The organism is Dehalococcoidia bacterium, assembly GCA_030018455.1.
GTDB lineage: Bacteria > Chloroflexota > Dehalococcoidia > DSTF01 > JALHUB01 > JASEFU01.
Map to the genome: position 1 here is coordinate 23,759 of JASEFU010000002.1, position 26,258 is coordinate 50,016.

Annotated in this window: 25 protein-coding genes; 22 read left to right on the top strand and 3 right to left on the bottom strand. The window is 65.8% G+C overall.

The window, feature by feature from the left end; translation table 11 throughout:
* Positions 1-50: 50 nt before the first annotated feature.
* The 7 genes from QME71_03575 (at position 51) to QME71_03605 (ending at position 7,410) form a co-directional block, all read left to right on the top strand.
* The gene (locus QME71_03575) at positions 51-1,037 is read left to right on the top strand and encodes a hypothetical protein (protein ID MDI6857378.1); all 987 of its coding nucleotides are present in this window, start codon (positions 51-53) and stop codon (positions 1,035-1,037) included.
* A gap of 287 nt (positions 1,038-1,324) precedes the next feature.
* Entirely contained in the window at positions 1,325-2,575 is a 1,251-nt protein-coding gene (locus QME71_03580; protein MDI6857379.1) for a glycosyltransferase family 4 protein, read from the top strand.
* Positions 2,576-2,626: 51 nt separating this feature from the next.
* Entirely contained in the window at positions 2,627-3,307 is a 681-nt protein-coding gene (locus QME71_03585) for a class I SAM-dependent methyltransferase (protein MDI6857380.1), read from the top strand.
* A complete protein-coding gene (locus QME71_03590; protein ID MDI6857381.1) occupies positions 3,285-4,145 on the top strand; it encodes a class I SAM-dependent methyltransferase in 861 nt (286 codons plus the stop codon). The genes QME71_03585 and QME71_03590 overlap by 23 nt, the downstream gene beginning before the upstream one ends.
* A 9-nt stretch (positions 4,146-4,154) precedes the next feature.
* Complete coding sequence (locus QME71_03595; GenBank protein MDI6857382.1) at positions 4,155-4,910, top strand: class I SAM-dependent methyltransferase; 756 nt, start codon at positions 4,155-4,157, stop codon at positions 4,908-4,910.
* The gene (locus tag QME71_03600) at positions 4,907-6,157 is read left to right on the top strand and encodes a glycosyltransferase family 4 protein (protein ID MDI6857383.1); all 1,251 of its coding nucleotides are present in this window, start codon (positions 4,907-4,909) and stop codon (positions 6,155-6,157) included. Before QME71_03595 ends, QME71_03600 begins: the two co-directional genes overlap by 4 nt.
* A complete protein-coding gene (locus tag QME71_03605) occupies positions 6,154-7,410 on the top strand; it encodes a glycosyltransferase family 4 protein (protein ID MDI6857384.1) in 1,257 nt (418 codons plus the stop codon). Before QME71_03600 ends, QME71_03605 begins: the two co-directional genes overlap by 4 nt.
* Here QME71_03605 and QME71_03610 read toward each other — a convergent pair.
* Positions 7,407-7,628, bottom strand: coding sequence for a hypothetical protein (locus QME71_03610; GenBank protein MDI6857385.1), 222 nt, complete (start codon positions 7,626-7,628; stop codon positions 7,407-7,409). The genes QME71_03605 and QME71_03610 overlap by 4 nt on opposite strands.
* 205 nt (positions 7,629-7,833) lie before the next feature.
* On the opposite strand from QME71_03610, the gene QME71_03615 reads away from it, so the two are divergent.
* The 4 genes from QME71_03615 (at position 7,834) to QME71_03630 (ending at position 12,029) form a co-directional block, all read left to right on the top strand.
* Positions 7,834-9,141: a DNA methyltransferase gene (locus QME71_03615; protein ID MDI6857386.1), complete on the top strand. Its 1,308-nt coding sequence runs from the start codon at positions 7,834-7,836 to the stop codon at positions 9,139-9,141.
* Between the two features lie 3 nt (positions 9,142-9,144).
* Positions 9,145-9,879 (top strand): hypothetical protein, encoded by a 735-nt coding sequence (locus QME71_03620; GenBank protein ID MDI6857387.1) that lies wholly within the window; start codon positions 9,145-9,147, stop codon positions 9,877-9,879.
* 154 nt (positions 9,880-10,033) lie between these two features.
* Positions 10,034-11,023, top strand: coding sequence for a GDP-mannose 4,6-dehydratase (locus QME71_03625; protein ID MDI6857388.1), 990 nt, complete (start codon positions 10,034-10,036; stop codon positions 11,021-11,023).
* A 28-nt stretch (positions 11,024-11,051) separates the two neighbouring features.
* On the top strand, positions 11,052-12,029 hold the full coding sequence (locus QME71_03630; GenBank protein MDI6857389.1) for an MBL fold metallo-hydrolase: 978 nt from the start codon (positions 11,052-11,054) through the stop codon (positions 12,027-12,029).
* Here the strand turns inward: QME71_03630 and QME71_03635 are convergent.
* Positions 12,014-12,931, bottom strand: coding sequence for a DMT family transporter (locus QME71_03635; GenBank protein ID MDI6857390.1), 918 nt, complete (start codon positions 12,929-12,931; stop codon positions 12,014-12,016). The genes QME71_03630 and QME71_03635 overlap by 16 nt on opposite strands.
* 226 nt (positions 12,932-13,157) lie before the next feature.
* Here QME71_03635 and QME71_03640 point away from each other — a divergent pair, with 226 nt between their 5' ends.
* The 11 genes from QME71_03640 (at position 13,158) to trpB (ending at position 24,625) form a co-directional block, all read left to right on the top strand.
* Positions 13,158-14,132: a nitronate monooxygenase gene (locus tag QME71_03640; protein MDI6857391.1), complete on the top strand. Its 975-nt coding sequence runs from the start codon at positions 13,158-13,160 to the stop codon at positions 14,130-14,132.
* Positions 14,133-14,213: 81 nt separating this feature from the next.
* A complete protein-coding gene (locus QME71_03645; GenBank protein MDI6857392.1) occupies positions 14,214-14,966 on the top strand; it encodes a beta-phosphoglucomutase family hydrolase in 753 nt (250 codons plus the stop codon).
* Positions 14,967-15,209: 243 nt separating this feature from the next.
* Positions 15,210-15,506, top strand: a complete 297-nt coding sequence (locus QME71_03650; protein ID MDI6857393.1) for a GYD domain-containing protein — start codon at positions 15,210-15,212, stop codon at positions 15,504-15,506.
* Positions 15,507-15,669: 163 nt separating this feature from the next.
* Positions 15,670-17,409, top strand: a complete 1,740-nt coding sequence (locus QME71_03655) for a long-chain-fatty-acid--CoA ligase (protein ID MDI6857394.1) — start codon at positions 15,670-15,672, stop codon at positions 17,407-17,409.
* A gap of 22 nt (positions 17,410-17,431) precedes the next feature.
* Positions 17,432-18,226, top strand: coding sequence for a tryptophan synthase subunit alpha (gene trpA, locus QME71_03660; GenBank protein ID MDI6857395.1), 795 nt, complete (start codon positions 17,432-17,434; stop codon positions 18,224-18,226).
* A gap of 560 nt (positions 18,227-18,786) precedes the next feature.
* Positions 18,787-20,265, top strand: a complete 1,479-nt coding sequence (trpE, locus tag QME71_03665; GenBank protein ID MDI6857396.1) for an anthranilate synthase component I — start codon at positions 18,787-18,789, stop codon at positions 20,263-20,265.
* Position 20,266: 1 nt separating this feature from the next.
* A complete protein-coding gene (locus QME71_03670; GenBank protein MDI6857397.1) occupies positions 20,267-20,836 on the top strand; it encodes an aminodeoxychorismate/anthranilate synthase component II in 570 nt (189 codons plus the stop codon).
* Between the two features lie 4 nt (positions 20,837-20,840).
* Positions 20,841-21,854 carry an anthranilate phosphoribosyltransferase gene (gene trpD, locus QME71_03675; protein MDI6857398.1) on the top strand — a complete coding sequence of 338 codons (1,014 nt, stop codon included), beginning with the start codon at positions 20,841-20,843 and terminating at the stop codon, positions 21,852-21,854.
* Positions 21,847-22,701 carry an indole-3-glycerol phosphate synthase TrpC gene (trpC, locus tag QME71_03680; protein ID MDI6857399.1) on the top strand — a complete coding sequence of 285 codons (855 nt, stop codon included), beginning with the start codon at positions 21,847-21,849 and terminating at the stop codon, positions 22,699-22,701. Before trpD ends, trpC begins: the two co-directional genes overlap by 8 nt.
* Positions 22,698-23,414, top strand: a complete 717-nt coding sequence (locus QME71_03685; protein ID MDI6857400.1) for a phosphoribosylanthranilate isomerase — start codon at positions 22,698-22,700, stop codon at positions 23,412-23,414. The genes trpC and QME71_03685 overlap by 4 nt, the downstream gene beginning before the upstream one ends.
* A complete protein-coding gene (gene trpB, locus QME71_03690) occupies positions 23,411-24,625 on the top strand; it encodes a tryptophan synthase subunit beta (protein ID MDI6857401.1) in 1,215 nt (404 codons plus the stop codon). Before QME71_03685 ends, trpB begins: the two co-directional genes overlap by 4 nt.
* 9 nt (positions 24,626-24,634) lie before the next feature.
* Here the strand turns inward: trpB and QME71_03695 are convergent, their stop codons facing one another.
* Positions 24,635-26,248, bottom strand: a complete 1,614-nt coding sequence (locus QME71_03695; protein MDI6857402.1) for an ABC transporter substrate-binding protein — start codon at positions 26,246-26,248, stop codon at positions 24,635-24,637.
* Between the last annotated feature and the right edge of the window lie 10 nt (positions 26,249-26,258).

A 26,258-nucleotide genomic window follows, 5' to 3' on the forward strand; every position in this document is an offset into this window, starting at 1 on the left:
GGTGCCAGTCGACCGTCGGATATCGGGGCGGCGACGGCTATACTCGCGGCGTGCTCAGCGGCAAGTGGGTCTGGATATGGAACTGGCGTCGCTGCCTCGACGGCGACCCGCAGGCCGTCGCCCGACGCCTCAGGGACGCCGGATGTCGCGGCGCCTTCGTCAAGAGCGACGACGGCGGCCACCCCTTCGACCAGGGACGCCCCGTCTGGGAGATCGTCCACGCCCTCCAGCAGGAGGGACTGCGCGCCGGCTGCTGGGGCTACGTCTACGGCTGCGATACGCCCACCGCGATCTACGGCGACCTCAAGCGAACGGCGTCGGAGGAAGCGGCGACGGCGGCGCGCTTCATCACTGAGCGCCCGCATCCGTCATATCGCGGCCCCGACGTCTATGTGATCGACGTCGAATCGGAGTACGAGCGCTACCCGTCCGATCCCGGTGCCACCGCCGAACGCTACCTGCAGGCGATACGCGACGCCGCCGGCCCCGGCTTCCCGCTGCTGTACGCGCCGCTCGCTCAGCCGGACTGTCACCGTCGCCTGCCGTACGGCGTCTTCAATCGCTACTGCCGCGCCGTGATGCCGCAGGCGTACCACAACGCGATGGGCGTGTCGCCGGAGCGGGCCGTCGAGCTGTGCTACGACGCCTTCCGCCGCGAAGGGCTCGATACGCTCCCCATCGCGCCGGCCGGCGGGGCCTACGGCAGCGTCACGCCCGAGGAGCTCGAGCGCTGGGCGAAGGCGGCGGTCGAGCGGGGCGCGCGCATGCTCTCGTGGTGGAGCTTCGAGCACATCGAACGCGAGCGCCCGCGGCTATGGGATGCGATAGCGCGGGTGGAACTGCCGCCCGACGAGGAGGACCAAGTGGACGAGGAAGCGAGAAGGCGAGCGCAGGAGAACGCGTTCCGGCAGCGCATTGCCGGGCTCATACTCAGCGGCGACGCGTCGCTGGCGGAGCAGGCGTATCGCGAGATGCAGTACGTGCGGGCGCTGGCGGGGCTCCGGCCCCTGGTCACTCTCAGGTCAGACGACGCTTAGTGCCGGTTTGTCCAGCTCTGCCTTTGTGCGGCGCCGTCGCCGTCGCCGTAACATAAACGCCCCTCTTCCCACCTGCTGCCGGCAGGCAGGCCCGCCCACTCACAGGCGTGGTTCGGAATCAGGGGGACACCCCCTGCAAACCCCCGCCAGAGGGGAGGGCCCCTCTGGACTCCCCCGGTGTCGCTACCGCTCAAGCTAGACTCACGCCACACCCTCCTGTAAGATACCAAAAGACTTCCAGACTCCCCGTCGATATCTTCATCAGGTGGAGGCATGGGGACGGCCGCATGAGAATCGCATTCATCATGTACCAGGGCGGAATGTACTCCGGCGGGCAGGGCATCTACACTTACTACCTTACCCGCGAGCTCGCCCGCCTCGGACACGAGGTGCACGTCATCGCCGGCCCGCCGTTCCCGCAGACGGACGACGGCGTCGTCTGCCACAACCTCTACACCCACAGCTACTGGAGCTATTTCCACTACAAGCGCCACTTCGTCTTTCACCGTCATCCGCTGTCGCACTTCGACCCCATCAACTTCTACGAGCTCGTCTCCACCCGCGTCGCCCTCTCGTCGCTGCTGCTGACGTTCAGCATGCGCGCCTATCTCGAACTGAAGCGGCTTTCGCGAGAGCAGCCGTTCGACGTCATCCACGACAACCAGACCCTTAGCTACCCCATCCTCCTCATGAAGACCCTGGGATGCCCAGTCGTCGCGACGCTCCATCACCCCCTCTCCGTCGACCTCCGAAACAGCATCATGCAGTCGCGGACGCTGTACGAGCGGGCGCGACGCCTGCTGTGGTTCCCCTGGATCATGCAGGAGTTCACCGCCCGCCGCGTCGACCACATCATCACCGTCTCCGAAGCGACGACGAATGCCGTCGAGCGCATGTTCCACGTCCCCCGCGAACTCATGACCCGCATCCACAACGGCATCGATACCGACACCTTTCGCCCGCTGCCGGACGTGACGGAAGCGCCCAACACCATCCTCTTCAACACCAACTCCGAGGACCGCAATAAGGGCGCCCGCTACCTCTTCGAGGCCCTGGCGATGCTGAAGGACGAGATACCGTTCAATCTCGTCCTCATCGATAACGATAAGAAGAGCCTGAAGCTGGCGCCGGAGCTGGTGCGAAGGTACGGGCTGAATACCCACGTCACCTTCGTCGGCCGCGTTTCCACTGAAGAGCTGGTGCAGTTCTACAACCGCGCGACAGTCCTCGTGTCGCCCTCGCTGTACGAGGGGTTCGGCCTGCCCGCCGCCGAGGCCATGTCCTGCGAGCGCGCCGTCATCGCCACGACCGCGCCCGCCTTCCCCGAAGTGATCGAGCACGGCCGCACCGGCTGGCTTGTCCCGCCGGCGGACGCGCCCGCCCTCGCCGAAGCCATACGTATGCTGCTGGAAAACCCCGCCCTCCGGAATCGCTTGGGCAAGGCGGCGCGGCAGAGCATCATGGAACGCTTCAACTGGCGCAAGAACGCCCTCGAGGTGGTGGAGGTCTACAAGAAGGTCCGCGGCGAAGGGGGGTGAGCGGCCACGCCCGACAACATCGTCAGCGTTGACTTCCGGCGCTATCTCCCCATCGAGAAGGGCGACCGCGTGCTCGACGTGGGCTGCGGCACCGGGCGCCACACCGTCGAAATATGCCGCTGGGAGTGCCGCGCCGTCGCCGTCGACCTCAGCGTCGACGACCTCAAGACGGCGAAGGTCTTCTGGGCGTACAAGCGGGAGTCGCGCGAGGCCCTGGGCCACGCCGATTTCGTCGCCGCCGACGCCGAGCGCCTGCCGTTCAAGGACGCCGCCTTCGATAAGGTTGTCTGCACGGAGGTGCTCGAACACATACCGGATGACAGGGCGGGCATCGCCGAGCTGGTGCGGGTGCTCAAGCCGGGGGCGTTGATCGCCGTCAGCGTGCCGAACTACATCCCGGAGGTGGTCTTCTGGACGATATCCTGGGGATACTGGCACTCTCCCGGCGGCCACATCCGCATCTACAAGCCGCACCAGATGGCGCGCATGCTGGGCGAAAGCGGGCTCGAGCTGTACGCGGAGAGGTTGCGCCACGCCATCCAGGCTGCCTACTGGTTCATCCGCTGCACGTTCGGCATCGATAACGAGGATTTCCCCATCACCAGGTACTTCCAGAAGTTCGTCCAGTGGCACTACCGGCGCAGGGTTCGCCTCCTCGAAAACCTGGAAGCGCTGGCAAACCCCGTCCTGGGCAAGGACCGTATCCTCTATGCCCGAAAACCGCCTTCTTGACAGCCGTCTGCCCGCGAAGGGCGCCCACCGTCCGGAGGCCCCCACCTACCGCTACCGCGACGGCGCCCGCGGCGCCGCGCACCCACGCCTGCTCACCGTCGATTTCGGTCTGCTGCGGCTCACGCCGGGCGACCGTGTACTCGATGTCGGCTGCGGCACCGGACGCCACGTTGTCGATGCGTGCCGCCGCCCCTGCTACGTCGTCGGCGTCGACCGTGACCCCGAAGAGCTGCTCTTCTGCAAGGGCTACCTTTACTGTCTGATATGCGACGGCGAGATGCGGGCGAAGGCGAACCTCCTCGTCGGCGACGGCGACAGACTGCCGTTCGCCGACGCCTCGTTCGACCGCGTAATATGCACCGAGGTGCTGGAGCACGTGCCCGACGACGCGCTCGTCGCGCGGGAGCTGGCGCGTGTCCTGCGGCCCGGTGGGACCATGGCGGTCAGCGTGCCTGCCTACGCCGCCGAGACGCTGTACTGGCGGCTGCTTTCGTTGCGGGGGCTGTCGATGAAAGAGCACCTGCGAGTCTACAGCGGGCGGCGTCTGAGCGCCTTGCTGAAGAGCGAGGGCCTCTTGCCATACGCCCGTCGCAGCCGTCATTCTCTGGAGAGCCTCTACTGGCTGTTCTCGTTCGCTGTTGGGGAAGGCGCCTCCGAGAGCCGGATTCCCTCCGCGTGGGAGCACTTCGTTGAGCGAAAGACGCGGGAGGACTCGCAAGCGCTCCGATTCGTCGAGCGCATCGGTGACCGCGTCCTGCCGAAGAGCTTCGTAATGTACGCGTCGAAGCCGCCCGCCGGATATGACGCATCGGCAAAGGAGAGTCGAGTCGTCCGTTGAGCAAAAGCCATGCCCGATAACATCGTCACCGTTGACCTGCGGCGCCATCTTCCGCTGGAAACGGGCGATCTCGTGCTCGACGTCGGATGTGGGCCGGGCCGCCACACAAGCGAGATCTGCCTCTGGGACTGCCGCCTTCTGGGCATCGACGTTAACCGCCAGGACCTGCGGGTCGCGCGCTACCTCCTCGCCTACAAGCGGTGGGCGCATGAGGCCGTGGGTACGGGCGATTTCGTGCAGGCCGACGCCCAGCGCCTGCCGCTCAAGGACGGCCTCTTCGACAAGATCGTATGCACGGAGGTGCTGGAGCACGTCCCCGACGACCTCGCGGTCGTGCGCGAGCTGGCGCGCGTGCTGAAGCCGGGCGGTCTCCTCGCCGTCAGCGTGCCGAGCTACTGGCCGGAGACCGTCTACTCCGCGCTGTCGGCGGCCTACCGGCCTTCCGTGGGCCACGTCCGAATCTATCGACAGGGGGTAGTGGAGAAGATGCTCAGGGAGGCAGGACTCGAAGTGTACGCGCAGAGGCTGCGGCACTCGGTGCAGGCCCTGTACTACTTCATCCTCTGCGCGTTCGGCGTCGAGAACGAGAGCTTCCCCATCACGCGCTTCTTCGGCAAGCTGGTCGACCTGCACTACGGGCTGCGGGCGCGGCCCCTGGAACGGCTCGAGGCGGCGCTTAACCTTGTGCTGGGCAAGGAGCGCGTCTTCTACGGGCGGAAACCGGCCGCGACGCCCGCATCTACAACCGAGGGGGACGCGGGTTGAGGGTCGCGCTCATCGTCTACCAGGGAAGCATGTCGTCGGGCGGACAGGGGGTGTTTGCGCACTACCTGAGCCGCGAGCTGACGCGCCTCGGCCATGAGGTGCACGTCATCGCCGGCAGGCCGTTCCCGAAGGTGGAAGCGGGGGTCAGGTTTCACGGCCTTAAGACGTACCGCGGGTGGGACTTCTGGCACGACGCCGAGGAGTACCGTTACCGCACGAACCCCCTTCTTTTCTTCCACCCCTTCAATTTCTACGAGTTCGCCGCGACCCGCATCTCGCTCGGCTCGTTGCTGTTCACCTTCAGCATGCGCGCGTATTTGAAGCTGCACGAGCTGCACCAGGAAACGCCGTTCGACATCGTCCACGACAACCAGACCCTCAGCTACGGCATCCTCCTCATGAAGAAGAAGGGGCTGCCGGTTGTCGCCAGCATTCACCATCCCCTGACGATAGACCGCCGCAACCGGGTCGCCCAGGCGAAGGGGCCGCACGTGAAGGCGCAGGCGTACCTCTGGTTCCCCTGGGTAATGCAGGAGTTCGTCGCCCGGCGCATCGACCGCGTGCTGACGTGCTCGCACAACTCCGCGGCGTCAATACAGAACGACCTCCATCTGCCGCCGGAGAGCCTTACCGTCATCCACTACGGGGCCGACGTCGACACGTTCCGTCCGTTGGAAGACGTCGAGAAGGAGCCGGCCAGCATCCTGTTCGTCGGCGACTCGGAGGACCGCAACAAGGGGGCGCGCTACCTGCTGGAGGCGCTGCATCCCCTGCGGCACCGCCTCCCGTTTCACCTGCGGTTCCTCGATCACCGTCCCGCCGATCAGCTCAAGCTGGTGCAGGCGCTGAAAGACAGGTACCATCTCGATAAGAACATAAGCGTGCTGCCGTACGTCGACACACAGGAGCTGGTGCGGCTCTACTGCCGCTCGCAGGTGGTGGCCTGCCCCTCGCTGTACGAGGGCTTCGGGCTGCCTGCGGTGGAGGCGATGGCCTGCGGCGTGCCTGTCGTCGCTACGAGCGCCGGCGCGCTGTCGGAGATAATCGAGGACGGCGTGACGGGCATCCTCGTCCCGCCCGGCGACCCCGACGCGCTGGGGGAGGCGCTCCGCCGCCTGCTATCCGACCCCGCGCTCTGCCGGCGGATGGGAGAGGCGGGGCGGCAGCGCGCCGTCGAGCGCTTCACCTGGCGTCTCACGGCGCAGCGAACGGCGCAGGTGTACGAAGAGGTGTTGGGAAGGCGATGAGGATCTGTTATCTGCTGCACCAGGGGAACATGCACTCGGGCGGCCAGGGCGTGTACCTTTGCCACGTCACGCGCGAGATGGCGGCCCTGGGGCACGAGGCGCACGTCATCGTCGGGCCGCCGCGGCCGGACACGGCGCCCGGCGTGACCGTCGATGAGCTCGAGACGTTCAGTCTGTTCGAGGTGGCGGGCACGCTCAAATTCGTCGATTTCTTCCACAGCCGCCACCCGCGCGAGTTCCTGCGACCGGTCAACTTCTACGAGCTCGGCACCACACGGTTCGGCATGTTCTCCAACATGTCGGCGTTCAGCCTCCGCGCCTACGACCGTCTGCGCCGCGTCCAGCCCGAGCGCCGCTTCGATATCGTCCACGACGTGCAGGTGCTGGGCTACGGCACGTTGCTCATAAAGCTCTCGGGGATGCCTGTCGTCGCCAACATCCATCATCCGCTGGCGGTGGACCGCCACAATGCGGTGATGCAGGCGAGGACGGTGCGGGAGAAGCTGCGCTGGATCGTCTTCTACCCGTTCATCATGCAGCACCTCGTCATGCGCCGCGTCGACAAGATCATCACCGGCTCCCACAACTCCGCGCTGTCGATTCAGAAGACCTTCTCGGCGCCGGCGTCGCACATCGAGGTGATCCACGACGGGGTCGACATCGACACGTTCCGTCCGCTGGAGGGGGTCGAGAAGGAGCCGAACAGCATCCTCTTCGTGGGGAATTCGGAGGACCGTAACAAGGGGGCGCGCTACCTGCTGGAAGCGCTGCACCTGCTGAGCGACCGGCCGGACATCCGGCTGACGTTCGTCGACAATCCGAAGGGCGCGCTGAAGATGGTGCCCACGCTCGTCCGGCGCTGGGGCCTGGGCACGCGCGTGACCTTCACGGGCCGCGTTCCGACCGACGAGCTGGTGCGGCTGTACAACCGGGCGGAGATACTGGTGTCGCCTTCGGTCTACGAGGGGTTCGGGCTGCCGGCGGCGGAGGCGATGGCCTGCGGCACGCCCGTCATCGCCACGACGGCGGGGGCGTTTCCCGAGGTGGTAGCGCACGATGAGACGGGATGGCTGGTGCCGCCCGGCGACGCGCAGGCGCTCGCGGACGCCATCCGGCGCATGATGTCGGACCCTGAGTTGAGGGCGCGATTCGGGGAAGCGGGAAGGCGGCGCATACAGGAGCGCTTCACGTGGCGCGAGACCGCCCGCAAGACCGCCGCCCTGTACGAGGAGATACTGGCGCGGCGTCGTTAGTCCTGCGCCGGCGGCTCGAGGGGCGTGGTGATGAGGGCGCGCCCGATCCAGAAGGCGACGTAAAGGGCCCCGAGAAAGCCGATGACTACGGGCAGGGCCAGCGCCCAGTAGCTCTTGCGGAGCACCCCGAGCAGGAAGACGAGTCCGGCGACGGCGCTGGTGGCGCAAATGGCAAGCCCGTAGACCTGGGAACGCTCCTTATAGTTCTTCCACTCCACGCTGAGCCTCCGCTGTGTTAATTGGGGGTCGGTCTGCTGCTATGAGTGCAGCCGTATTTATATCAACAAGGCACTCTAGGTGTCAACTTGGGGGGGATCGCCTACCTCGAGTCTTATTGACCTAAGGGTCGCCCTTGTGTATTGTGCCGCTGATGGTAGCATCTTCGACTAAATGACATAACTCGTTTACTATTTCCACAAGCTAATGACGCACATCGGCGAGCCTGTTCAGCTCCTCTACGGCGCTTCTCCTATCGAGAGGAAGCTTAGGGCGCGACTTGAGCGAGACCTGAGTTTCGCTGGCCATCGCACCGCATACGCAAGCCACAACACTCACGCCTTTGCCGCCAAGTTCCCTCCCCAGTTGCCGAGGGCGTTCATAGAAGACCTTACCTTGCCTGGAGAGCGGGTGCTTGACCCCATGGCAGGTTCGGGAACGGCGATCGTCGAGGCGGCGCTGTGCGGTCGCGTGGGAATCGGGGCTGATCTGGATCCTTTAGCCACTGCGATATCGGCAGCCAAAACGACTGCGGTCGACTGCGAGGCGGTTGCCTCACTAACCGAGGCCGTGACCGATTATGCCCAGATCCTCGTCGCGAACGGAGGCTCTCGGTACGCCGAAACAGTCCTTTCGTCGCTCGACCCCGAATCCGCCGATTTCGTGCGCTACTGGTTTCTGCCCGACACGATTGCGGAATTGGGGGCGCTCAGAGCCGCTATCATCAGGCTGACATCGCCTCCTTACCGCCGTCTCTTCGATGTCTTGCTCTCCTCGATCATCGTCACGAAAAGCGGCGGCGTTTCTATGGCCCGAGACCTGGCTCACTCAAGGCCGCACAGAGTAGACGGGAAACGTGTCAAGAGCGCTATCCAGTCGTTTGCGGAGAAGGCTGGAAAGCTTCAGGGTATGCTGGGCGAAATCGAATCGTGGCCTGGTACTGCTTACGTCGTTCGCTCCGATTGCAGGCACCTTCCGCTCACGGACAGCAGCATCGATCTGGTAGTGACCTCACCTCCGTACGCCAACGCAATCGACTACGTCCGTGCCCACAAGTTCTCCCTTGTTTGGCTTGGGTACAGAATAGGTACTCTGTCCCGCCTCAGAACGCGGTACATCGGGGCAGAGTTGGGATCGGCTCCAGGTGAGGGTATTCCGAGCACGACGTGCAATTCCATCTTGGCGAATGTTGAGCGCGTGGACAGGCGCCGAGCACGCATCATTGGGCGTTATTTTCGTGATATGCGGGAGACGCTCGGCGAAGTATATCGCGTTCTGCGAGCGGGGCGTGCGGCCATCGTAGTTGTCGGTTCCTCGACCGTACGCGGTATCTGCATTCCCACCGCCTTGATACTAGCCGAGCTGGGGGAGTCCGTTGGCTTGAAGGTCGTAGGCGTCAAGGAACGTTCAATAGACCGGGATCGACGTCTCATGCCGGTGAGCCGCGTGAGCAACAAAGAGGGGATCGAAGCGCGAATGCACGGCGAAGAGGTGGTCGCCTTCGTGAAATCATAAGGTATGCCGACCCGCGACGAGTATAAGCAAGTAGCACTTCGAGTGTTGCGCCCGCATGTTGCAAGCCCTGCCACGGCATGGCGGGGCGTTTATCAGCTGCTTCTCTGGTTCCAGGACGGCCTGCCCCATATTATCGAAGCGGACCAACTCTTGAGGCCCAAGTGGACATCGCGAGCTGCAGCGGTGAGGGATGCCCTGGCTCAAGAGTTCGGGTGTGCGCCCGATAAGGTGGTCGAAGAGGTCGATCTCCTTCTGAAGAGCGAAATCTTCACCCGGGCGCCTCAGCGGCAGAACCCCCTTGGCATCGGCTTTGTGACATCGCTTCTCCTTCTCTTGGAGCATTTTTCGTCGCGTCACTACGCGTACTTTACTGAAGAGGCCATCGGAGAGGTCGTCTTCAGAGGAATAAGAGAGGCGCCGCGCTCTAAACCCGATATTGTGGTGGGGCATAAGGGCTCTGAAATTGCATTGATATCGGCGAAGTGGAGCCTGCGCCACGACCGCTTAAAAGACCTAAAAGACGAGTGCGCCTATTTCAAGACCCTTGTTCCTCGCCTCAAGTTTTACGTCGTAACTAACGAATTCAGTCCGGCTCGGCTTGACAAAGTGATTAGTGACTACCGGATCGACCGAGTCTTCCACGTTTGCAGGAGACTAGTGGTCGATGTGGCTCAGGTCGATGGCAGAACGGATCAGCTCTCTGACCTGTCTGATCTTCTGGAGCTATTCGCGGCCTGATTCCTCTCCTCGATTCCACGCGGGTATTTAGGCCGCTTCGCCCTGATGTCGTTCCTCCCGCTCCTCGGAACCTCGACAGCTACTGCGGGCAAAGATAGAATATGCACGGATTCCGCCGAAGGGCCTCCGCACCTCGCTCAAGGAGGGGTTGTCAGTGCCAACTGCTCTCATCACCGGCATCACCGGACAGGACGGCTCCTATCTCGCTGAACACCTCCTCGCCAACGGCTACCGCGTCTACGGGCTCATCCGCGGGCAGAACAACCCCAAGCGGCAGGTCGTCGAAAAAATCCTGCCCGACGTCGAGATCGAGCTCGGCGACCTCCTCGACCAGGCGTCGCTCATCGGCGTCATCCAGAAGGTGCAGCCGGACGAGGTCTACAACCTGGCGGCCGTCAGCTTCGTGCCCCTCTCCTGGAACCAGCCCGAGCTCACGGGCGAGATCACCGGCCTCGGCGTCCTCCGCATGCTCGAGGCGATACGCATCGTCACCGCCGCCTCGCCGTCGCGCAGCGCGGCCGGCGGCATCAAATTCTACCAGGCGTCGAGCAGCGAAATGTTCGGCAGCGTGAAGGAGACGCCCCAGAACGAGAACACGTGCTTCCGCCCCCGCAGCCCCTACGGCGTGGCGAAGGTCTACGGCCACTACATCACCGTCAACTACCGCGAGAGCTACGGCATCTTCGCCTGCAGCGGCATCCTGTTTAACCACGAGTCGCCGCGACGGGGCCCCGAGTTCGTGACCCGAAAGATCACGCAGGCGGCCGTCCGCATCAAGCTGGGGCGCCAGAAGGAGCTGCTGCTCGGCAACCTCGACGCCGAGCGCGACTGGGGCTACGCCGGCGACTACGTCCGCGCGATGCACATGATGCTGAACCATCCCGAGGCGGACGACTACGTCATCGGCAGCGGCGAGTGCCACAAGATCAGCGAGTTCGCGGAGCTGGCGTTCCGACACCTCGGGCTCGACTGGCGCGACTACGTGCGCAGCGACCCCAAGTTCATAAGGCCGGCGGAGGTCGACCACCTCTGCGCCGACTCGACGAAGGCGCGGACGAAGCTGGGCTGGAAGCCTACCGTCTCGTTCGAGGGGCTGGTGCAGATGATGGTGGAGTCGGACCTCGAGGCCGAGTCGAAGACTTAGCACGATTCCCGCAGCAGAAAGCAAGCGAGTGGAAATAGCCCCCGGTCTTTACCAGATAAAGGTGCCCATGCCCGGGCCCCTCGAATACGTCCTCTCCTACCTCTTTCGGAGCGAAGGCGGCTACACCCTCGTCGACCCCGGCTGGAACAGCGAGCAGGCGTTCACCGCCCTCAAGCGCCAGCTTTCCGAGATCGGCGCGCCCGTCAGCGAGATTCGGCGCCTCGTCCTCACCCACATGCACCACGACCACTACGGTCTCGCCGCGAAGGTGCGCGAAGCTGCCGGCTCCGAGGTGCTGCTGCACGAGCGCGACTGGCAGGCGGTGCGCCCCTATGTCGACGACGTCGAAGGCGCGGTGCGGGAAATCCACCGCTTCCTCACGATGCACGGCGTTCCCCGCAGTGAGGCGATGGACATGCCGGTGCCCGGTCAGATGCTGCGCAACATCGTGCTCAGGGCGCAGCCCGACCGTCTCCTCCGTGGCGGCGAGACCATCGAAGGCGAAGGCTTCCGCTGGGAGGTCGTTCACACGCCGGGGCACTCCGCCGGCCACATCTGCCTCTACGAGCGGTCGCAACAGTTGCTCATCAGCGGCGACCACGTCCTGCCCGTTATCACGCCACACGTCAGCTTCACGGGCCAGCCCGGCAGCGACCCGCTGGGCGACTTCCTGCGGTCGCTGGCGATCCTGAAGCCGCTGGAGGTGCGGCGCGTGCTGCCCGCCCACGAGTTCGCGTTCGATAACCTGCGGCAGCGGCTGGAGGAGATCGAGAGCCACCACGAGGCGCGCATGGAGGAGGTGCTCGCCACGCTGCGCGACGGGCCGAAGACGGCGTACGAGATCGCGCACGACGTGACGTGGGTGACGGGCGAGTTCCGCGACTTCGACTTCGCGATGCAGGGCGCCGCCGTCCGCGAGACGCTGGCGCACCTCGAGCATCTGCTGCTGGCAGGCCGCGTCGCCAAAGAGATCGAGGACGGCGTCTTTCGCTACCGCCTCGCCTGACTTCGCCGGCCCCTGGTCGCCCGCGTGAGGAAGTCGAGCCGTCCCGCAAGCGTCAGCACGCCGAGAATGATGACTACCGCCCCCACGGCGACGTTTACCCCTATCACCTCGTCGAGCACCAACGCGCCCAGCACGAGCCCGATCACCGGTGGTATGTAGGTCACCGCCGACGCGAGGACGCCCACGTTGACGATGAGCCAGTAGTAGGCGATGTAGGCGAGCCCCGTCCCCAGCACGCCGAGCGTCAGCCACGATAGCCAGGCCTTCGCGCTCACGTCGATGTCCGGCGTTCCCCAGGCGGCAACGAAGGCCACCGGCCACATCAGCAGCGCCCCGATCCAGAGTTGGAGGGCCGTCACCAGCACCGGGTCTTCGCCCACAAGCTTCATCCGCGCGAACACGAGCGCGCCCCCGTAGGAAAGCGCCGCCCCCACGACGGCCAGTTGCCCCAGCAGGCTGCTGTCCGTGATGCGGGTGATGTCGGAGCCTGTGAGGATGAGCACGCCGCCGAAGCCGATCGCTATGCCCACCAGCGCGGTGAGTCCGAGGCGTTCGTGGGGGAGGAACACCGCGCCGATCAGGGCCGTCCACAGGGGCACCGTCGAGTTGAGGACGGCGGCGATGCCGCTATCGATATGCTCCTCTCCCCAGGAGATCATCAGAAAGGGAAGGGCGGTCGCGAAGACGGCCATGAGCGTCGTGTTGGGGACGATGGCGCGCGGCGCCGCCACTGCGGGGCGCTTCACAGCCACAATGACGAGCATGGGCAGCGCCCCCAGCGTGAGGCGGACGGCCACAAGGGTGAACGGTGACGTCTCTTCAACGATGACCTTTATGAAGAGAAATGACGCGCCCCATACGCAGCCCAGTACCGCCAGGACGAAGATGGCTCTTGCGGTCAACCGTGGTCCTTTGTCAGGGGGTTTCTTCCGAGTATAGCATTCGACCGTACTTTGCCCCTAAACGCGCTCTCGCGGACCGGGCCGCCCGCTTGCGGCGACCATCGGGCGGGCATGCCCGCCGCCACCTTCTGGGAAGCGCTGTTGACGGAGGCGGGACGGCGGCTATACTTGAGGGCAATTCTCGTCTTTCCGCGTCTACCGAAGGGCGGGGGGAAAGGAGCGCGCGATGTTCAAGACGCAACTGACGGAGATGCTCGGAATCGAGCACCCGATAGTACTCGCCGGCATGGCGGGCGTCTCCCAGCCTGACCTGGCCGCTGCCGTCTCCAACGCCGGAGGACTGGGCGTCCTCGGCGGGACAATGCTGACCTCCGAGACCTTGCGCGGGCAGATGCGCCGCATGAGGGACCTGACCGACAGACCCTGGGGCGTCGACCTCCTGCTGGCGGAGAACGCCCCCGGTCTCGAAGAGGCGCTCGACGTCGTCCTTGAGGAGCGGCCGCCGGTCTTCGTCTCCGGCCTGGGGAGTCCGGGCGCCGCCGTTGCGCGCATGCACGACGAGGGGATGAAGGTGATAGCGCTTGTCGGCAACCTGCGTCACGCTCGCCGCTGCGCCGAGGACGGGGTCGACATAATCGTCGCGCAGGGACACGAGGCAGGCGGCCACACGGGGCGCATCGGTACCCTCGCCCTCGTCCCGCAGGTCGTGGAGGCGGTCGCGCCGCGTCCGGTCGTTGCGGCTGGCGGGTTCGTCGACGGGCGCGGGCTGATCGCGGCGCTCGCCCTCGGAGCGTGTGGCGTCCTCATGGGCACTCGCTTCATCGCCACCGACGAAGCCTTCGCCCACCTCAACTACAAGCAGGCGCTCGTCGAAGCTGCGGACAACGCGACGGTTGTTACGCGCGCCTACACGGGCAAGACGGCGCGAACGCTGCGCAACGCCTGGACGGAGGAGTGGGAGCAGCGACAGGACGAGATCAAGCCGTTCCCGCTCCAGTTTGCGGTGGCGGGCGAGAACCTGGTCAGCGCCGTCCTCGATGGCGAGATGGAGCGCGGCTGCGCCTTCGCCGGGCAGTGCAGCGGCCTCATCCACGACATCGTGCCCGCGGGACAGCTCGTGCGGCAGATCGTGGACGAGGCGGAGCGGCTGCTGACGGAGATGGCGGCCCAGTACGCGGCGACGGGCAGGCCGAGAGGATGAGTGCCTGCAAGTTTCTGGTCGCGTTGTGCTCGCTTCCCATGCTGCTATAATGAAAGCAAGCGCCCCGACTGGAGCGAGCCGTTGACTGCCGTCGTCACGATTTCCCGCGGCCAATTCGACGCCCTCATCTTCGACCTTGACGGCGTCGTGACGCAGACGGCCGCCGTCCACGCCGCCGCCTGGAAGCGCCTGTTCGACGACTACCTCCGCAGGCGGGCGCAAAGAGAAGGCCGTCCCTTCGAGCCGTTTACCCTCGAAGACTACCGTCTCTACGTCGACGGCAAGCCCCGCTTCGACGGCGTGGTCAGCTTCCTTGAGTCGCGCGGCATCAGCCTCCCTCAGGGGGCCCCCGACGACGGCGAGGGAAAGGAGACGGTGTACGGGCTGGGCAACCAGAAGAACCGCTACTTCCTGGACCAGCTCGAAAGCCAGGGCGCAGAGGCGTTTCCCTCCACCATCGACCTGATAAAGGACGCAAGATCGAAAGGGTTGAAGACGGCCATCTTCTCCGCCAGCCGGAACTGCGTTCCCATACTGAAGTCGGTGGGCGCGCTCGATCTGTTCGACGCGCGGGTCGACGGCGTGGTCGCCGCCGAGCTGAAGCTGCCCGGCAAGCCCGACCCGGCGACGCTTCTTGAGGCCGCGCGACGCCTTGGTGTATCGCCGCAGAGGGCGGTCATCTTCGAGGACGCGATCGCGGGGGTGCAGGCGGGACGCGCCGGTGGCTTTGGGCTGGTGGTGGGGGTGAATCGCTCGCATGAGGAGAACGTCCTCGCCTCGAACGGCGCGGACGTGGAGGTCTCCGACCTCAGCGAAGTGACGATCGCCCCCTGACGGTATCGCGGCCATCGATGCGCTCTCCGACGCCCTCTATGCGCTGCGTCGGCGTCATCGCCGTAACACAGACGCCGATCTCCCGGCCCGCCCACAGGCCCTTAAGAGAACCTGGGGGACAGCCCCGGACCCCTGACGGAAGAGACACCCCCTCTGGACTCCCCCTGGACTTGAAGGAACGTCCATTGACACGGGGCGAAAGGGCGGTATCATTGAGCCACCTCAACCTGAAGGGAGAGACGCATGGGCCTGTACATCATGATGACCAACCTTACTGAGCAGGGCCGCAAGACGATCAAGAACCGGCCCGAGCGCATCAGGGAGGTAAACAAGGAAGTCGAGGCGATGGGCGGCAAAGTGCTCGCCCAGTACGCTACCCTCGGCCCGTACGATTTCATCAACGTCATCGAGGCGGAGAACAACGAGACAATCGTCAGGATCTCCGTGGAGCTCGGTTCGAGGGGCACGTTGCAGATCATGACCGTGCCCGCCCTCGACATCGATAAGTTCATCTCGCGCGTCTGGGCGCCGGGACGCTAGCCTCGCGTTTCCGCGCCGCCCCGCGATTGGCGCACGGCGTGACCTGAATTCGCCTTCGGTGGTATATTCTCTGCTGCTGCGTCTTGCGCAAGTACCACGCAGGCGCCGCCGCAGGAGTCCTTCGCTCCGCATTCCGACGGCTTGAAGCGAAAGAGGGCAGGAGATGAAAGCCAGGACCTATCCAGAGTACAGCAAGAACTACCCGCTCCTTCTCACCGCCTTTATGAAGAGACCTGTGAACCTCTACCCCGATGAAGAGGCCATCGTCTACCGCAACCCGCAGACCGGCGAGTACTTCCGCTTCACCTGGGGCGAATGGTACAGGCGCACCTGCCGCCTGGCCAACGCCCTCAAGGCGCTCGGCGTCAGGCCGGGCAAGCCGAACGAGCCCGGTGACAGGGTGGCGACCATCGCCCTCAACAACCACTATCACCTCGAGCTCTACTACGCGGTGTCCTGCCTCGGCGCCGTGCTCCATCCCATTAACATGCGGCTTTCCCTCGACCACATGGTCCACGTCATCACCCACGGCGGCGATAAGATCATCTTCTTCGACGACCTGTTCCTCCCCTTGGTAGAGCGCATCTACGACCGTATTAAAGGGACGGTGGAGAGATTCGTCTACCTCTCCGATAAGCCGGGACGCCCGGAGACGAAGATCGAGGCCCTTCTCACCTATCACGAGGTGGTGGAAGGACAGCCGTTCGAGTTCGACTGGCCGATGCTACATGAGGACACGTACGCCACCCTCTGCTACACGACGGGCACGACGGGCCTTCCTAAGGGTGTCATGTTCACCCACCGCGCACTCTACCTCATGTGCCTCCATCTCATGACCCTCGGCGTGCTCAGCAACGACCCCGAGCGAGAACACCTCGGCGAACGAGGGGTCACCCTTCTCAACGTCCCGCTCTTCCACATCCACGGCTGGGGCGCGCCTTACATGGCCGTCTTCACCAGCACGAAGCTCGTGCTCCCCGGCTTCTTCACCGTCGATGGCTTCTGTGAGCTGGTGCAGAACGAGAAGGTGACGAGCACCGCCCTTGTGCCGACGATGCTGGCGATGATCATCGAGTACCCCGATCTGTCAAAATACGACCTGAGCAGCATCAAGGCGTGCTCCGTCGGCGGCGGCGCCTTGCCGTTGGGGCTCAAGCTGAAGGCGGAGAAGGTGATACCCCAGATACGGGCGGGTTCCGGCTACGGAATGACGGAGACGGCGCCCGTCACCATAACCGCCTTCATCAAGAAGTACCACGCCGACCTGCCGGAGGAGGAACTCGAGAAGATCATGGTGAAGACCGGCATCCCTGTGCCCGGCATCGAGGCGATGGTCGTCGACGAGAACATGAACCCCGTGCCGCGTGACGACGCCACCATCGGCGAGATCGTCCTTCGCGGCCCCTGGGTGATGGAGCAGTACTACAACGATCCCGAGCGCACGGCGGAGGTCTGGCGCGACGGTTGGTTCCATACCGGCGACGTCGCCAAGGTCGACAAGGACGGCTATATCACCATCGTCGACCGCATAAGCGACATGATCCGCAGCGGCTCGGAGATGGTGCCTACGGTACTCCTGGAGAATATCGCCGCCTCCGCCGACTTCGTCCTCGAAGCGGCGTTCGTCGGCGTGCCGGACGATGTCTGGGGCCAGCGCCCCATGGCCTTGGTCTCCCTCGCGCCCGGAGCGACGCAAACGGAGGAAGACCTGATCAAGTTCCTCATGTCGGAAGGCGTGGAGAAGGGCAGGATCACCCGCTGGATGCTGCCCGAGTACGTGGTCATCACCAACGATATCCCGAAAACGAGCGTCGGCAAGTTCAACAAGCTGGAGATCAACAAGCGGCTGCCCGAGTTCCTGGAAAAGGCCAGGCGGATGACCAGGCCGGCCGAGACCGTCTAGCACTAACGGGCCGGACCGGAAGTTGGGACGAATTAGCGAGACCCTTGCGAAAACGCGGGCGGAGGGCCGGCCGGCGCTCGTGGCCTTCCTGACCGCCGGTTTTCCCGAGCCGGCGGCCACTCCGCGACTCGTCCGCGCTCTCATCGAGGGCGGCGTCGACATGGTCGAGCTGGGCATGCCCTTCAGCGACCCCCTCGCCGACGGCGCGACGATCGAGAGGGCGAGCCATGCAGCGCTGCAGGCGGGCACGACGCTCGCCGGCTGCCTCTATATCGCCCGCGAGATACGCTCAGGAACGGGCGGCACGCCGCTCATCCTCATGGGCTACTACAACCCCCTGCTCGCATTCGGCGTCCAGCGCTTCGTTGACACCGCCGCCACCGCCGGCGTCGACGGGCTCATCGTCGTCGACCTGCCGCCGGAGGAGGGCGGCGAGCTGGACGCCGCCTGCCGCTCCGCCGGCCTCGACAACATCCTGTTGCTGGCGCCCAACTCGGAGGAGGGAAGGATCAGGCGGGTCGCGCGAAAGGCGAGCGGGTTCATTTACTGCGTTAGCGTGACCGGCGTCACCGGGGCGCGCGATGAGTTGCCGCCTGAGCTTCCCGCATTCCTTGAGCGCGTCCGCTGCCACACCGACCTTCCGCTTGCGGTCGGCTTCGGCATTTCGCGGCCGGAGCACGTGCGGTCGCTGCGAGGGCTGGCCGACGCGGCCGTCGTGGGGAGCGCGATCATCGACGTGATCGAGCGGTCGCCGCCGGACGCGGCCGAAGAGAGGCTGCGGGAGTACGTGCGCACGCTATCGCAAGCGACCCGGTGAGCGCCCTGATGTTCTGGAGGAGCGCAGGTGGGGGTTTCCCCCTCTGCCGGGCCTGCCTACTGGCAGGCAGGTCGCCCAAGCGAAACGACATGGGGGTCTTTCAACCTCCTGTGGCTGCGGGCGCGCGAGCGGCGCGGGAGTGGCGGTTCGGCAGCCCACAGAGCGGTGAGCCGCTTGACAGCGTTATGCGTCGACTGCTATAGTCTCTGGCACAATCGAAAAGCAACAGGCGTAGATCGGGACTAGTACAACGCGAAGCGAGGCCTGTCCTTCCGCGGAAGGATGCAGAGAGCCGGATACAGGTGGAAGCCGGCGCCGGCGCAGCGGATGGAATGGACCCGGGAGCCGCGGCCCGAAACCCGACATCGTCGCGTAGTAGGGCTCGCCGGAGAGGGCACCGTTAGCAGAGCCCAGGGTATCGCCGGCCGTCGAAAGCGGTCAGGCCGTACCCGAAGAGAGATGTCACGGCCCGTCCGTGATAACAAGGGTGGCACCGCGAGTTGAACCTCTCGCCCCTTCCGGCGAGGGGTTTTCGTTTATGTACGGAGGCGGCGCGAAACATGGTGTTCGCATCGGACTATCGGCCGAGCCTTGAGGAGGCGCGCGCGCTGGCGGGCAAGGGCAACCTCGTGCCTGTGTTCAAAGAGGTTGCGGGCGACCTCGAGACGCCCGTGTCCGCGTACCTGAAGGTAGCACGCGGCCGTCACTCGTTCCTGCTCGAAAGCGTTGAGGGCGGCGAGCACCTCGGCCGTTACAGCTTCATCGGCACCGAGCCCTACCGCCTGCTCCAGAGCGACGCCGACAGCGCGGTCGACCCTCTGCACGCGGTTGAGGACGAGTTGCGACGCTTCCAGCTCGTGCCCGTGCCCGGCATTCCCCGCTTCCACGGCGGCGCCGTCGGCTTCCTCTCCTACGAGGCCGCCCGCCGCTTCGAACGGCTCCCCGCGCCCGAAGCCGACCCGCAGGCGCTACCGGAAGCGATGTTCATGTTCGCCGACACCGTCCTCGTCTTCGACCACCTCGAACACAAGATAAAGGTGGTGACCCACGCCCGCCTCGACGGCGACATCGACTCCGCATACCGCCAGGCGACATGGCGCATCGACGAGTACGTCGGCCGCCTGATGCAGCCGCTCGCCGTCCCTGTCTACCGGCAAGCTTCAGAAGACGCCTCCCAGCCGGCGGCCCCTTCGGCGAACGTCAGCCGCGAGCAGTTCCTGCGCATGGTGGAGCGGGCCCGCGAATACATCATGGCCGGCGACGTCATCCAGGTCGTGCTGTCGCGCCGCCTCTCGATCCCGACCCACGCGCCCCCCTTCGAGGTGTACCGTTCGCTGCGGGCCGTCAACCCCTCGCCCTACATGTACTACCTCCAGTTCGGCGACGTGCACATCGTCGGCTCCTCGCCGGAGATGCTCGTGCGGGTCGAAGACCGGACGGTCACCACGCACCCCATCGCCGGTACCAGGCCGCGCGGCCGCGACGCCGCCGAAGACGCCGCCCTCGAGGCCGAGCTGCGTTCGGACGAAAAGGAGCGCGCGGAGCACATCATGCTCCTCGATCTCGGCCGGAACGACATCGGCCGGGTGAGCGAACCGGACAGCGTGCAGGTGGGACAGTGCATGGCGGTAGAACGCTACTCCCACGTGATGCACCTGGTTTCTCGCGTATCCGGCCGCCTCCGCGACGGTCTGACGTGCTTCGACGCCCTGCGCGCCTGCTTCCCCGCCGGCACCGTCTCCGGCGCCCCCAAAATCCGCGCTATGGAGATCATCGCCGAGCTCGAGCCCGACCGCCGCGGCCCCTACGCCGGCGCCGTCGGCTACTTCGACCTGCGGGGCAACCTCGACACGGCGATCACCATCCGCACCATCGTGATGAAAGGCGGTACGGCCCACGTGCAGGTCGGCGCGGGCATCGTCTACGACAGCGTCCCCGAGCGCGAGTACGAGGAGACGGTCAACAAGGCGGGCGCCCTGCTGCGAGCCATCGAGCAGGCGGAGCAGGTGGGCGCGGCGGCAGCGGTGGCGGAGGACTGACGTGCTTCTCCTCATCGATAACTACGATAGCTTCACCTACAACCTCTACCAGTACCTGGCGGAGCTGGGCGCGTCCTTGCGCGTCGTGCGCAACGACGAGACGGACGTCGAGGGCGTGATCGCGATGGCCCCAGAGCGGATCGTCATTTCCCCCGGGCCCTGCACGCCGAAGGAGGCGGGCATAAGCGTCGAGGTGGTGCGGCGGCTCGCCGGCAAGGTGCCGATACTCGGCGTTTGCCTCGGCCATCAGTGCATCGGCGAAGCGTTCGGCGGCGTCGTCGAGAGGGCGGGCGAGATCGTGCACGGCAAGACGTCCCAGATCCACCACGACGGAAGGGGAGTCTATTGCGGCCTTCCCAACCCGTTTCCAGCCACGCGCTATCATTCGCTGATTGTGCGCCGCGACTCCGTTCCGTCCTGCCTCAAGGTGACGGCGTGGACGGAGAACGGCCTTGTGATGGGGCTGCGTCACCGCGAGCTGCCGCTGGAGGGGGTGCAGTTCCACCCCGAATCGGTGCTGACAGCCGTCGGCAAGGACCTGCTGCGCAACTTCCTCGGAGGGAGGACGTAGGGACGTGATACGCGAGGCGATATCCGCCGCCGTCGAGCGGCGCGACCTCTCGGAAGAGGAAGCCGCCGCCGTGATGGAGGAGATACTCTCCGGCGAGGCGACGCCCGCCCAGCTTGCCGCCTTCCTGACGGCGTTGCGTATGAAGGGCGAAACGGTCGATGAGATCGCGGGGATGGCGCGAGTCATGCGCGAGAAGGCGTGCCGCGTCGATTTCGACGGCGCCCTGCTCGACACCTGCGGCACCGGCGGCGACAACTCCCGCAGCTTTAACGTCAGCACGGCGGCTGCGTTCGTCGCCGCGGGCGCGGGCGCGCTCGTCGCCAAGCACGGCAACCGCGCCATGAGCAGCGACTGCGGCTCCGCAGACGTGCTCGAGGCGTTGGGCGCGAAGATAGACTTGCCGCCGGAAGCCGCCCTCCGCTGCCTGGAGCGCACCGGCTTCTGTTTCATGTTCGCGCCGCAGTTCCACCCGGCGATGCGATTTGCCGCCGGCCCGCGGCGCGAAATGGGAATACGCACCGTTTTCAACATCCTGGGGCCGCTCTGCAACCCCGCGGGGGCGCGCTACCAGGTGCTCGGAGTTGCCGACGCCGCTCTCGGCGATAAGCTGGCGGAGGTGCTGCTGCGGCTCGGCTGCGAGCGCGCGCTGGTGGTGCACGGGCGGGAAGGGCTCGACGAGCTCAGCGTGAGCGGCCCGTCGGATGTCTGGGAGATAAAGCGGGGCGCTGTCGAGCGGCGCGAGCTGACCCCCGCAGACGGCGGACTGGACAGCCACCCGCCCGGTTCCCTGAAAGGGGGCCGGCCGTCGGACAACGCGCTCAGCCTTAGGTCGGTTCTCGAGGGCGAACGGGGCCCTCTGCGCGATTTCACGCTGCTGAACGCGGCCGCTGGCCTCGCCGCCCTCGGGATGGTGCAGACGATTGCGGAAGGCGTGGCGAAGGCGGCGGAGGCCATCGACAGCGGCGCCGCCTCTGCCAAACTGCGCGGCTTTGTGGAGGTGAGCAACGAACTTGGCTAGGGGTGCCCCCGCGATCCTGGAGCGGATCGTCGCGGGAAAGAAGAGAGAGCTGGCACAGCGGCAGGAAGAGGAGCCTCTCGATGCGCTGCGAGAGCGCGTCGAGGCGCTCAACAGGCGTCCCGGGGAAGCGGGAGGGCAGCGCTCGCTGCGGCAGCGCCTCCTTGAAGGGCCGCCCGGCCTCGCGCGGGCCGGACATGTGCAGATCATCGCGGAGGTCAAGCGGGCGTCGCCGTCGCGCGGCGTCCTCGCCGACCCGTACCTGTGCCGTTGCCTGCCGCTCACCTACGCCGAGAACGGCGCCGCCGCGATATCGATTGTGACGGAGGCGCGTCACTTCCAGGGGGACATCGAGGCCCTGGAACACGCGCGGGGCGCCCTGGAGCAGGCATTCGGGGACGACAGGCCGGCCCTGCTGCGCAAGGACTTCCTGTTCGCCCCTTACCAGGTGTGGGAGTCGCGGGCGCGCGGCGCGGACGCCGTCCTGCTCATCGTCGCCATCCTCTCCGACGCACGTCTGCGCGACCTGCTGGGTCTGGCGCGCCGGCTCGAGATGGACTGCCTCGTCGAGTGCCACGATGAGTCCGAGGTAGAGCGGGCGCTCGCCGCCGGCGCCGATATCGTCGGCATCAACAACCGCGACCTGCGCACGTTCGAGGTCGATACGGCGACCACGGCGCGTCTGCGCCCGCTCATTCCGCCGGGCATTGTCGTTGTGGGCGAGAGCGGTGTTTGCGCGCGGGAAGATGTCGAGCGGATGGCCGCGCTCGGCGTGGATGCAGTGCTCGTCGGGGAGGCGCTGGTGACGGCGCCCGATCCGGCGGCGAAGCTGCGGGAGCTTTTGGAATGACGCGGGTAAAGATATGCGGCTGTACCTCAGTGGAAGACGCCGTCGCGGCGGCGGAGGCAGGCGCCGATTTCGTGGGCGTCGTCTTTGCCCCCAGCAGGCGGCGTGTCTCCGTGGAGACGGCGCGGCGGATATCGGAGGCGCTGGGCGGCGCCGTCGAAGGGTCCGCGGGCCAGGTGTTGCAGGCGGGCGTCGTCGACCCCATCACCCGCTTCCAGCGCAGCGCCGCCGCCCTGGAGCGACTTCTCTCAAACAAGCGGCCGCTGCTGGTCGCCGTCTTCCAGGACCAGCCGATGGAAGAGGTGAACGCGCTGTCGGCGCGGGCGGGCGCCGACCTTGTGCAGCTCAGCGGCAGCGAGCCGTGGGAATGGTGCTCGCTGGCCGAGCTGCCGGTCATCAAGGCCCTCGATGAGAAAGTGATCGACGCCGAGGACCCGTTCGCCGCCATGTTCAACGCGCAGGGAGTTGCCCTCTGCTCCCTCGATTGCAGCCACGGGCGCGGCAGGCGCGGCGACTGGGGCCTGGCGGCGGCGATCTCGCGGCGGATGCCGCTCGTGCTCGCCGGTGGGCTCACGCCGCTCAACGTCGCGGAGGCCGTGAGCTTTGTGCGTCCCTGGTGCGTCGACGTCAGCAGTGGCGTGGAGACAAACGGGCGGAAGGACGCGGCGAAGATGCGGGAGTTCGTTGCGGCGGCGAAGGGGGTAGCGGTAACGTGAACCACCCGCCCGACGAGGGAGGCTATTTCGGGGCCTTCGGCGGTAGGTTTGTGCCCGAGGTGCTGATGTCGCCGCTCGCAGAGCTGGAAGCGGCGTTTACCGACGCCTGGGCCGATCCCGCCTTTCGCGCCGAGCTCGATGACCTGCTGCGTCACTATGTCGGCAGGCCGACGCCGCTTTACTTCGCTGAGCGCCTTTCACAAGAAGCGGGCGGCGCCGCCATCTATCTCAAGCGGGAAGACCTCGCCCACACCGGCGCCCACAAGATAAACAACGCCCTTGCCCAGGGGCTCCTCTGCCGGCGGATGGGGAAGCCGCGCGTCGTCGCCGAGACGGGCGCCGGCCAGCATGGGGTCGCTGCCGCTACCGTCTGCGCCATGCTCGACCTCGAGTGCGTCGTCTACATGGGCGCGGAGGACGTGCGACGCCAGGCCCCGAACGTCTTCCGCATGCGGCTGCTGGGCGCGGAGGTTCGCGTCGTCGATAGCGGTACGCGCACGTTGAAGGACGCCATCAACGAGGCGATCCGCGACTGGGTGACAAACGTGGGGAACACGCACTATCTGCTGGGCAGCGTTGTGGGGCCGCACCCGTACCCGCTGATGGTGCGCGAGTTCCAGTCGATTGTGGGCCGCGAGACGCGCGAACAGGTGCTGGCGCAGGCCGGCCGCCTGCCCGATTATCTCGTCGCCTGCGTCGGCGGCGGCAGCAACGCCATCGGCCTGTTCCACCCCTTCTACGACGACGGTTCAGTGCGCTTTCTCGGCGTGGAGGCGGCGGGCCGCGGCCTCGAATCCGGCCTGCACGCGGCCAGTCTGCTGGCGGGCCGGCCGGGCGTCCTTCACGGTGCCCGCTCGTATCTGCTTCAGGACGCAGACGGGCAGGTGCTGGGCACGCACAGCGTTTCCGCGGGGCTCGATTATCCGGGCGTGGGCCCCGAACACAGCTCCTACAAGGAGTCGGAGCGGGCCGAGTACGTTGCCGCCACCGATGACGAAGCGCTGGAAGGGTTCCGGCTCCTCAGCGAAACGGAGGGGATCATACCCGCGCTGGAGCCGGCGCATGCCATCATCCATGCCGCGCGCCTGGCTTCGCGGTTGCCGGAAGACGCCGTCGTCGTCGTCTGTCTCTCCGGCCGCGGCGACAAGGACCTGGAGACGGTCGCGAACTGCCTCGATTTGCCGCCGCTCATTCAGGAGGGCGACGGTTAGCGACGCCGCCTACTTGTCGAGCCACATATCGTAGGTGAACAGCACCATGTTGGGCTCGACCTCCGCGTAGCCCTTCACGTAGTCCCACCGCGCCGTGAAGGCGTAGGGGGCGAAACAGCTCACGAACGGCCCGTGCCGGTCGAGCACCATGCGTGTCACCTGCAGCACCAGCTTCTGCCGCTCTTCGATGTCCGGCGTCTCCAGTATTTTGTCGAGCAGGGCATCGAGTTCAGGCTCGGGCAGATGTGTGGGCGGCTGGTTTCTGGTCCAGTTCTTGGTATGGAAGAACTGGAGAACGTATTGCTCGCTCGGGTAGGGTATCTGTTCGCGGCACATCAACTCGAAGTTCCCAGCAGACCGGTCCGCGTACCACGTGGCCGTTTCGACCGGCACCATGTTTATGGTGATGCCGGCCTCGCCCATCTGCTCCTTTATCATCGCCGCGAGGTCAGCGGGAGGGCCGGCGTAGAACTTTATGCTAAGGGTGAGGTCTTCGGCGCCCGCGGCCGACAGCAATTGCCGCGCCTTCGCGACGTCGCGCTTGTAGCGCTCCCGCAGCTCCTCCTGGGAAAGCGACCAGAACTCCAGACCCCAGGAGACGGGGCCGCAGACCTTGCCCTCGCCGAAGGCCAGCTTTTCGATCATGGCGTCGCGGTCGATGGAGCGCTCCAGGGCCTCGCGCACGCGTATGTCCTGGAGAACAGGCGCGGTGATCTCATGCATGAAGTACTGGAAGATCGTCATGCTCGGGTTCTTCACAAGAACGACCTTATTGCTCACGCTCGCCACGTCCTCGGCCTGTATTTTCGTGGGTGGGCCGTAGACGTCCATCTGTTGCGCCTTGAAGGCTGCCCTCAGGCTGGAGTCGTCGCCTATGATCCTCCAGGCCATGCCGTCGAGATAGGGGATCCCCTCGCGGAAGTAGATCGGGTTGCGCACCATTTCCATCGTCTCGCCTCGCGAGAGGCTCTCCACCTGGAAGGGGCCGGAGCCGAGGCCGTGCGACGCGAGGTCGCCGAACTGTTCCACCGCTTCTCTCGGCACGATGGCTGTGCGGTGTCCGCCGAACTCCGCCATGGTGTAGGCGTAGGGGCCGGTAAGCTTCACTTCGATGGTGTACGGGTCGGGCGCCGATTTGCTGGCGATCCCCGTCTTCCAGAAGGGGGTCGCACCCGCCGCCATGGAGCCGATACGGTCAAAGCTGTAGAGGACGTCGTCGGCGACAAGCTCGCGGCCGTTTACGGGCGGCAGGTCCTGGAAGCGGATGCCCTTGTGGAGCTTGAAGATGTATGTGAGGTCGTCGGGCTGCTCCATCGACTCGGCGTGATCGAAGATGATTGTGGGCGGGCCCTTAAGGTGATATATCTCGTGCATCAGATAGCCGTAGATGTACGGCGCAAAGGCAAGTCCCAGCGTCACGTCGGCGTGAGGGTCGATGCTGAGAGCGGGGAAGGTGCTGCCGAGGCGCAGCGTCCCGCCTCGCTTGGGGGCGCCGACAGTGGGCGTCACTTCGGACGGCGCCCCGTCCTCGTCGCCGCAGCGAAGGGCGACAAGCCCGGCGGCTCCGGCCGCTCCCGCGAGGAAAGACCGTCGTGACAAACGCATCATGGAAATGGCCTCCATCTAGACTTTC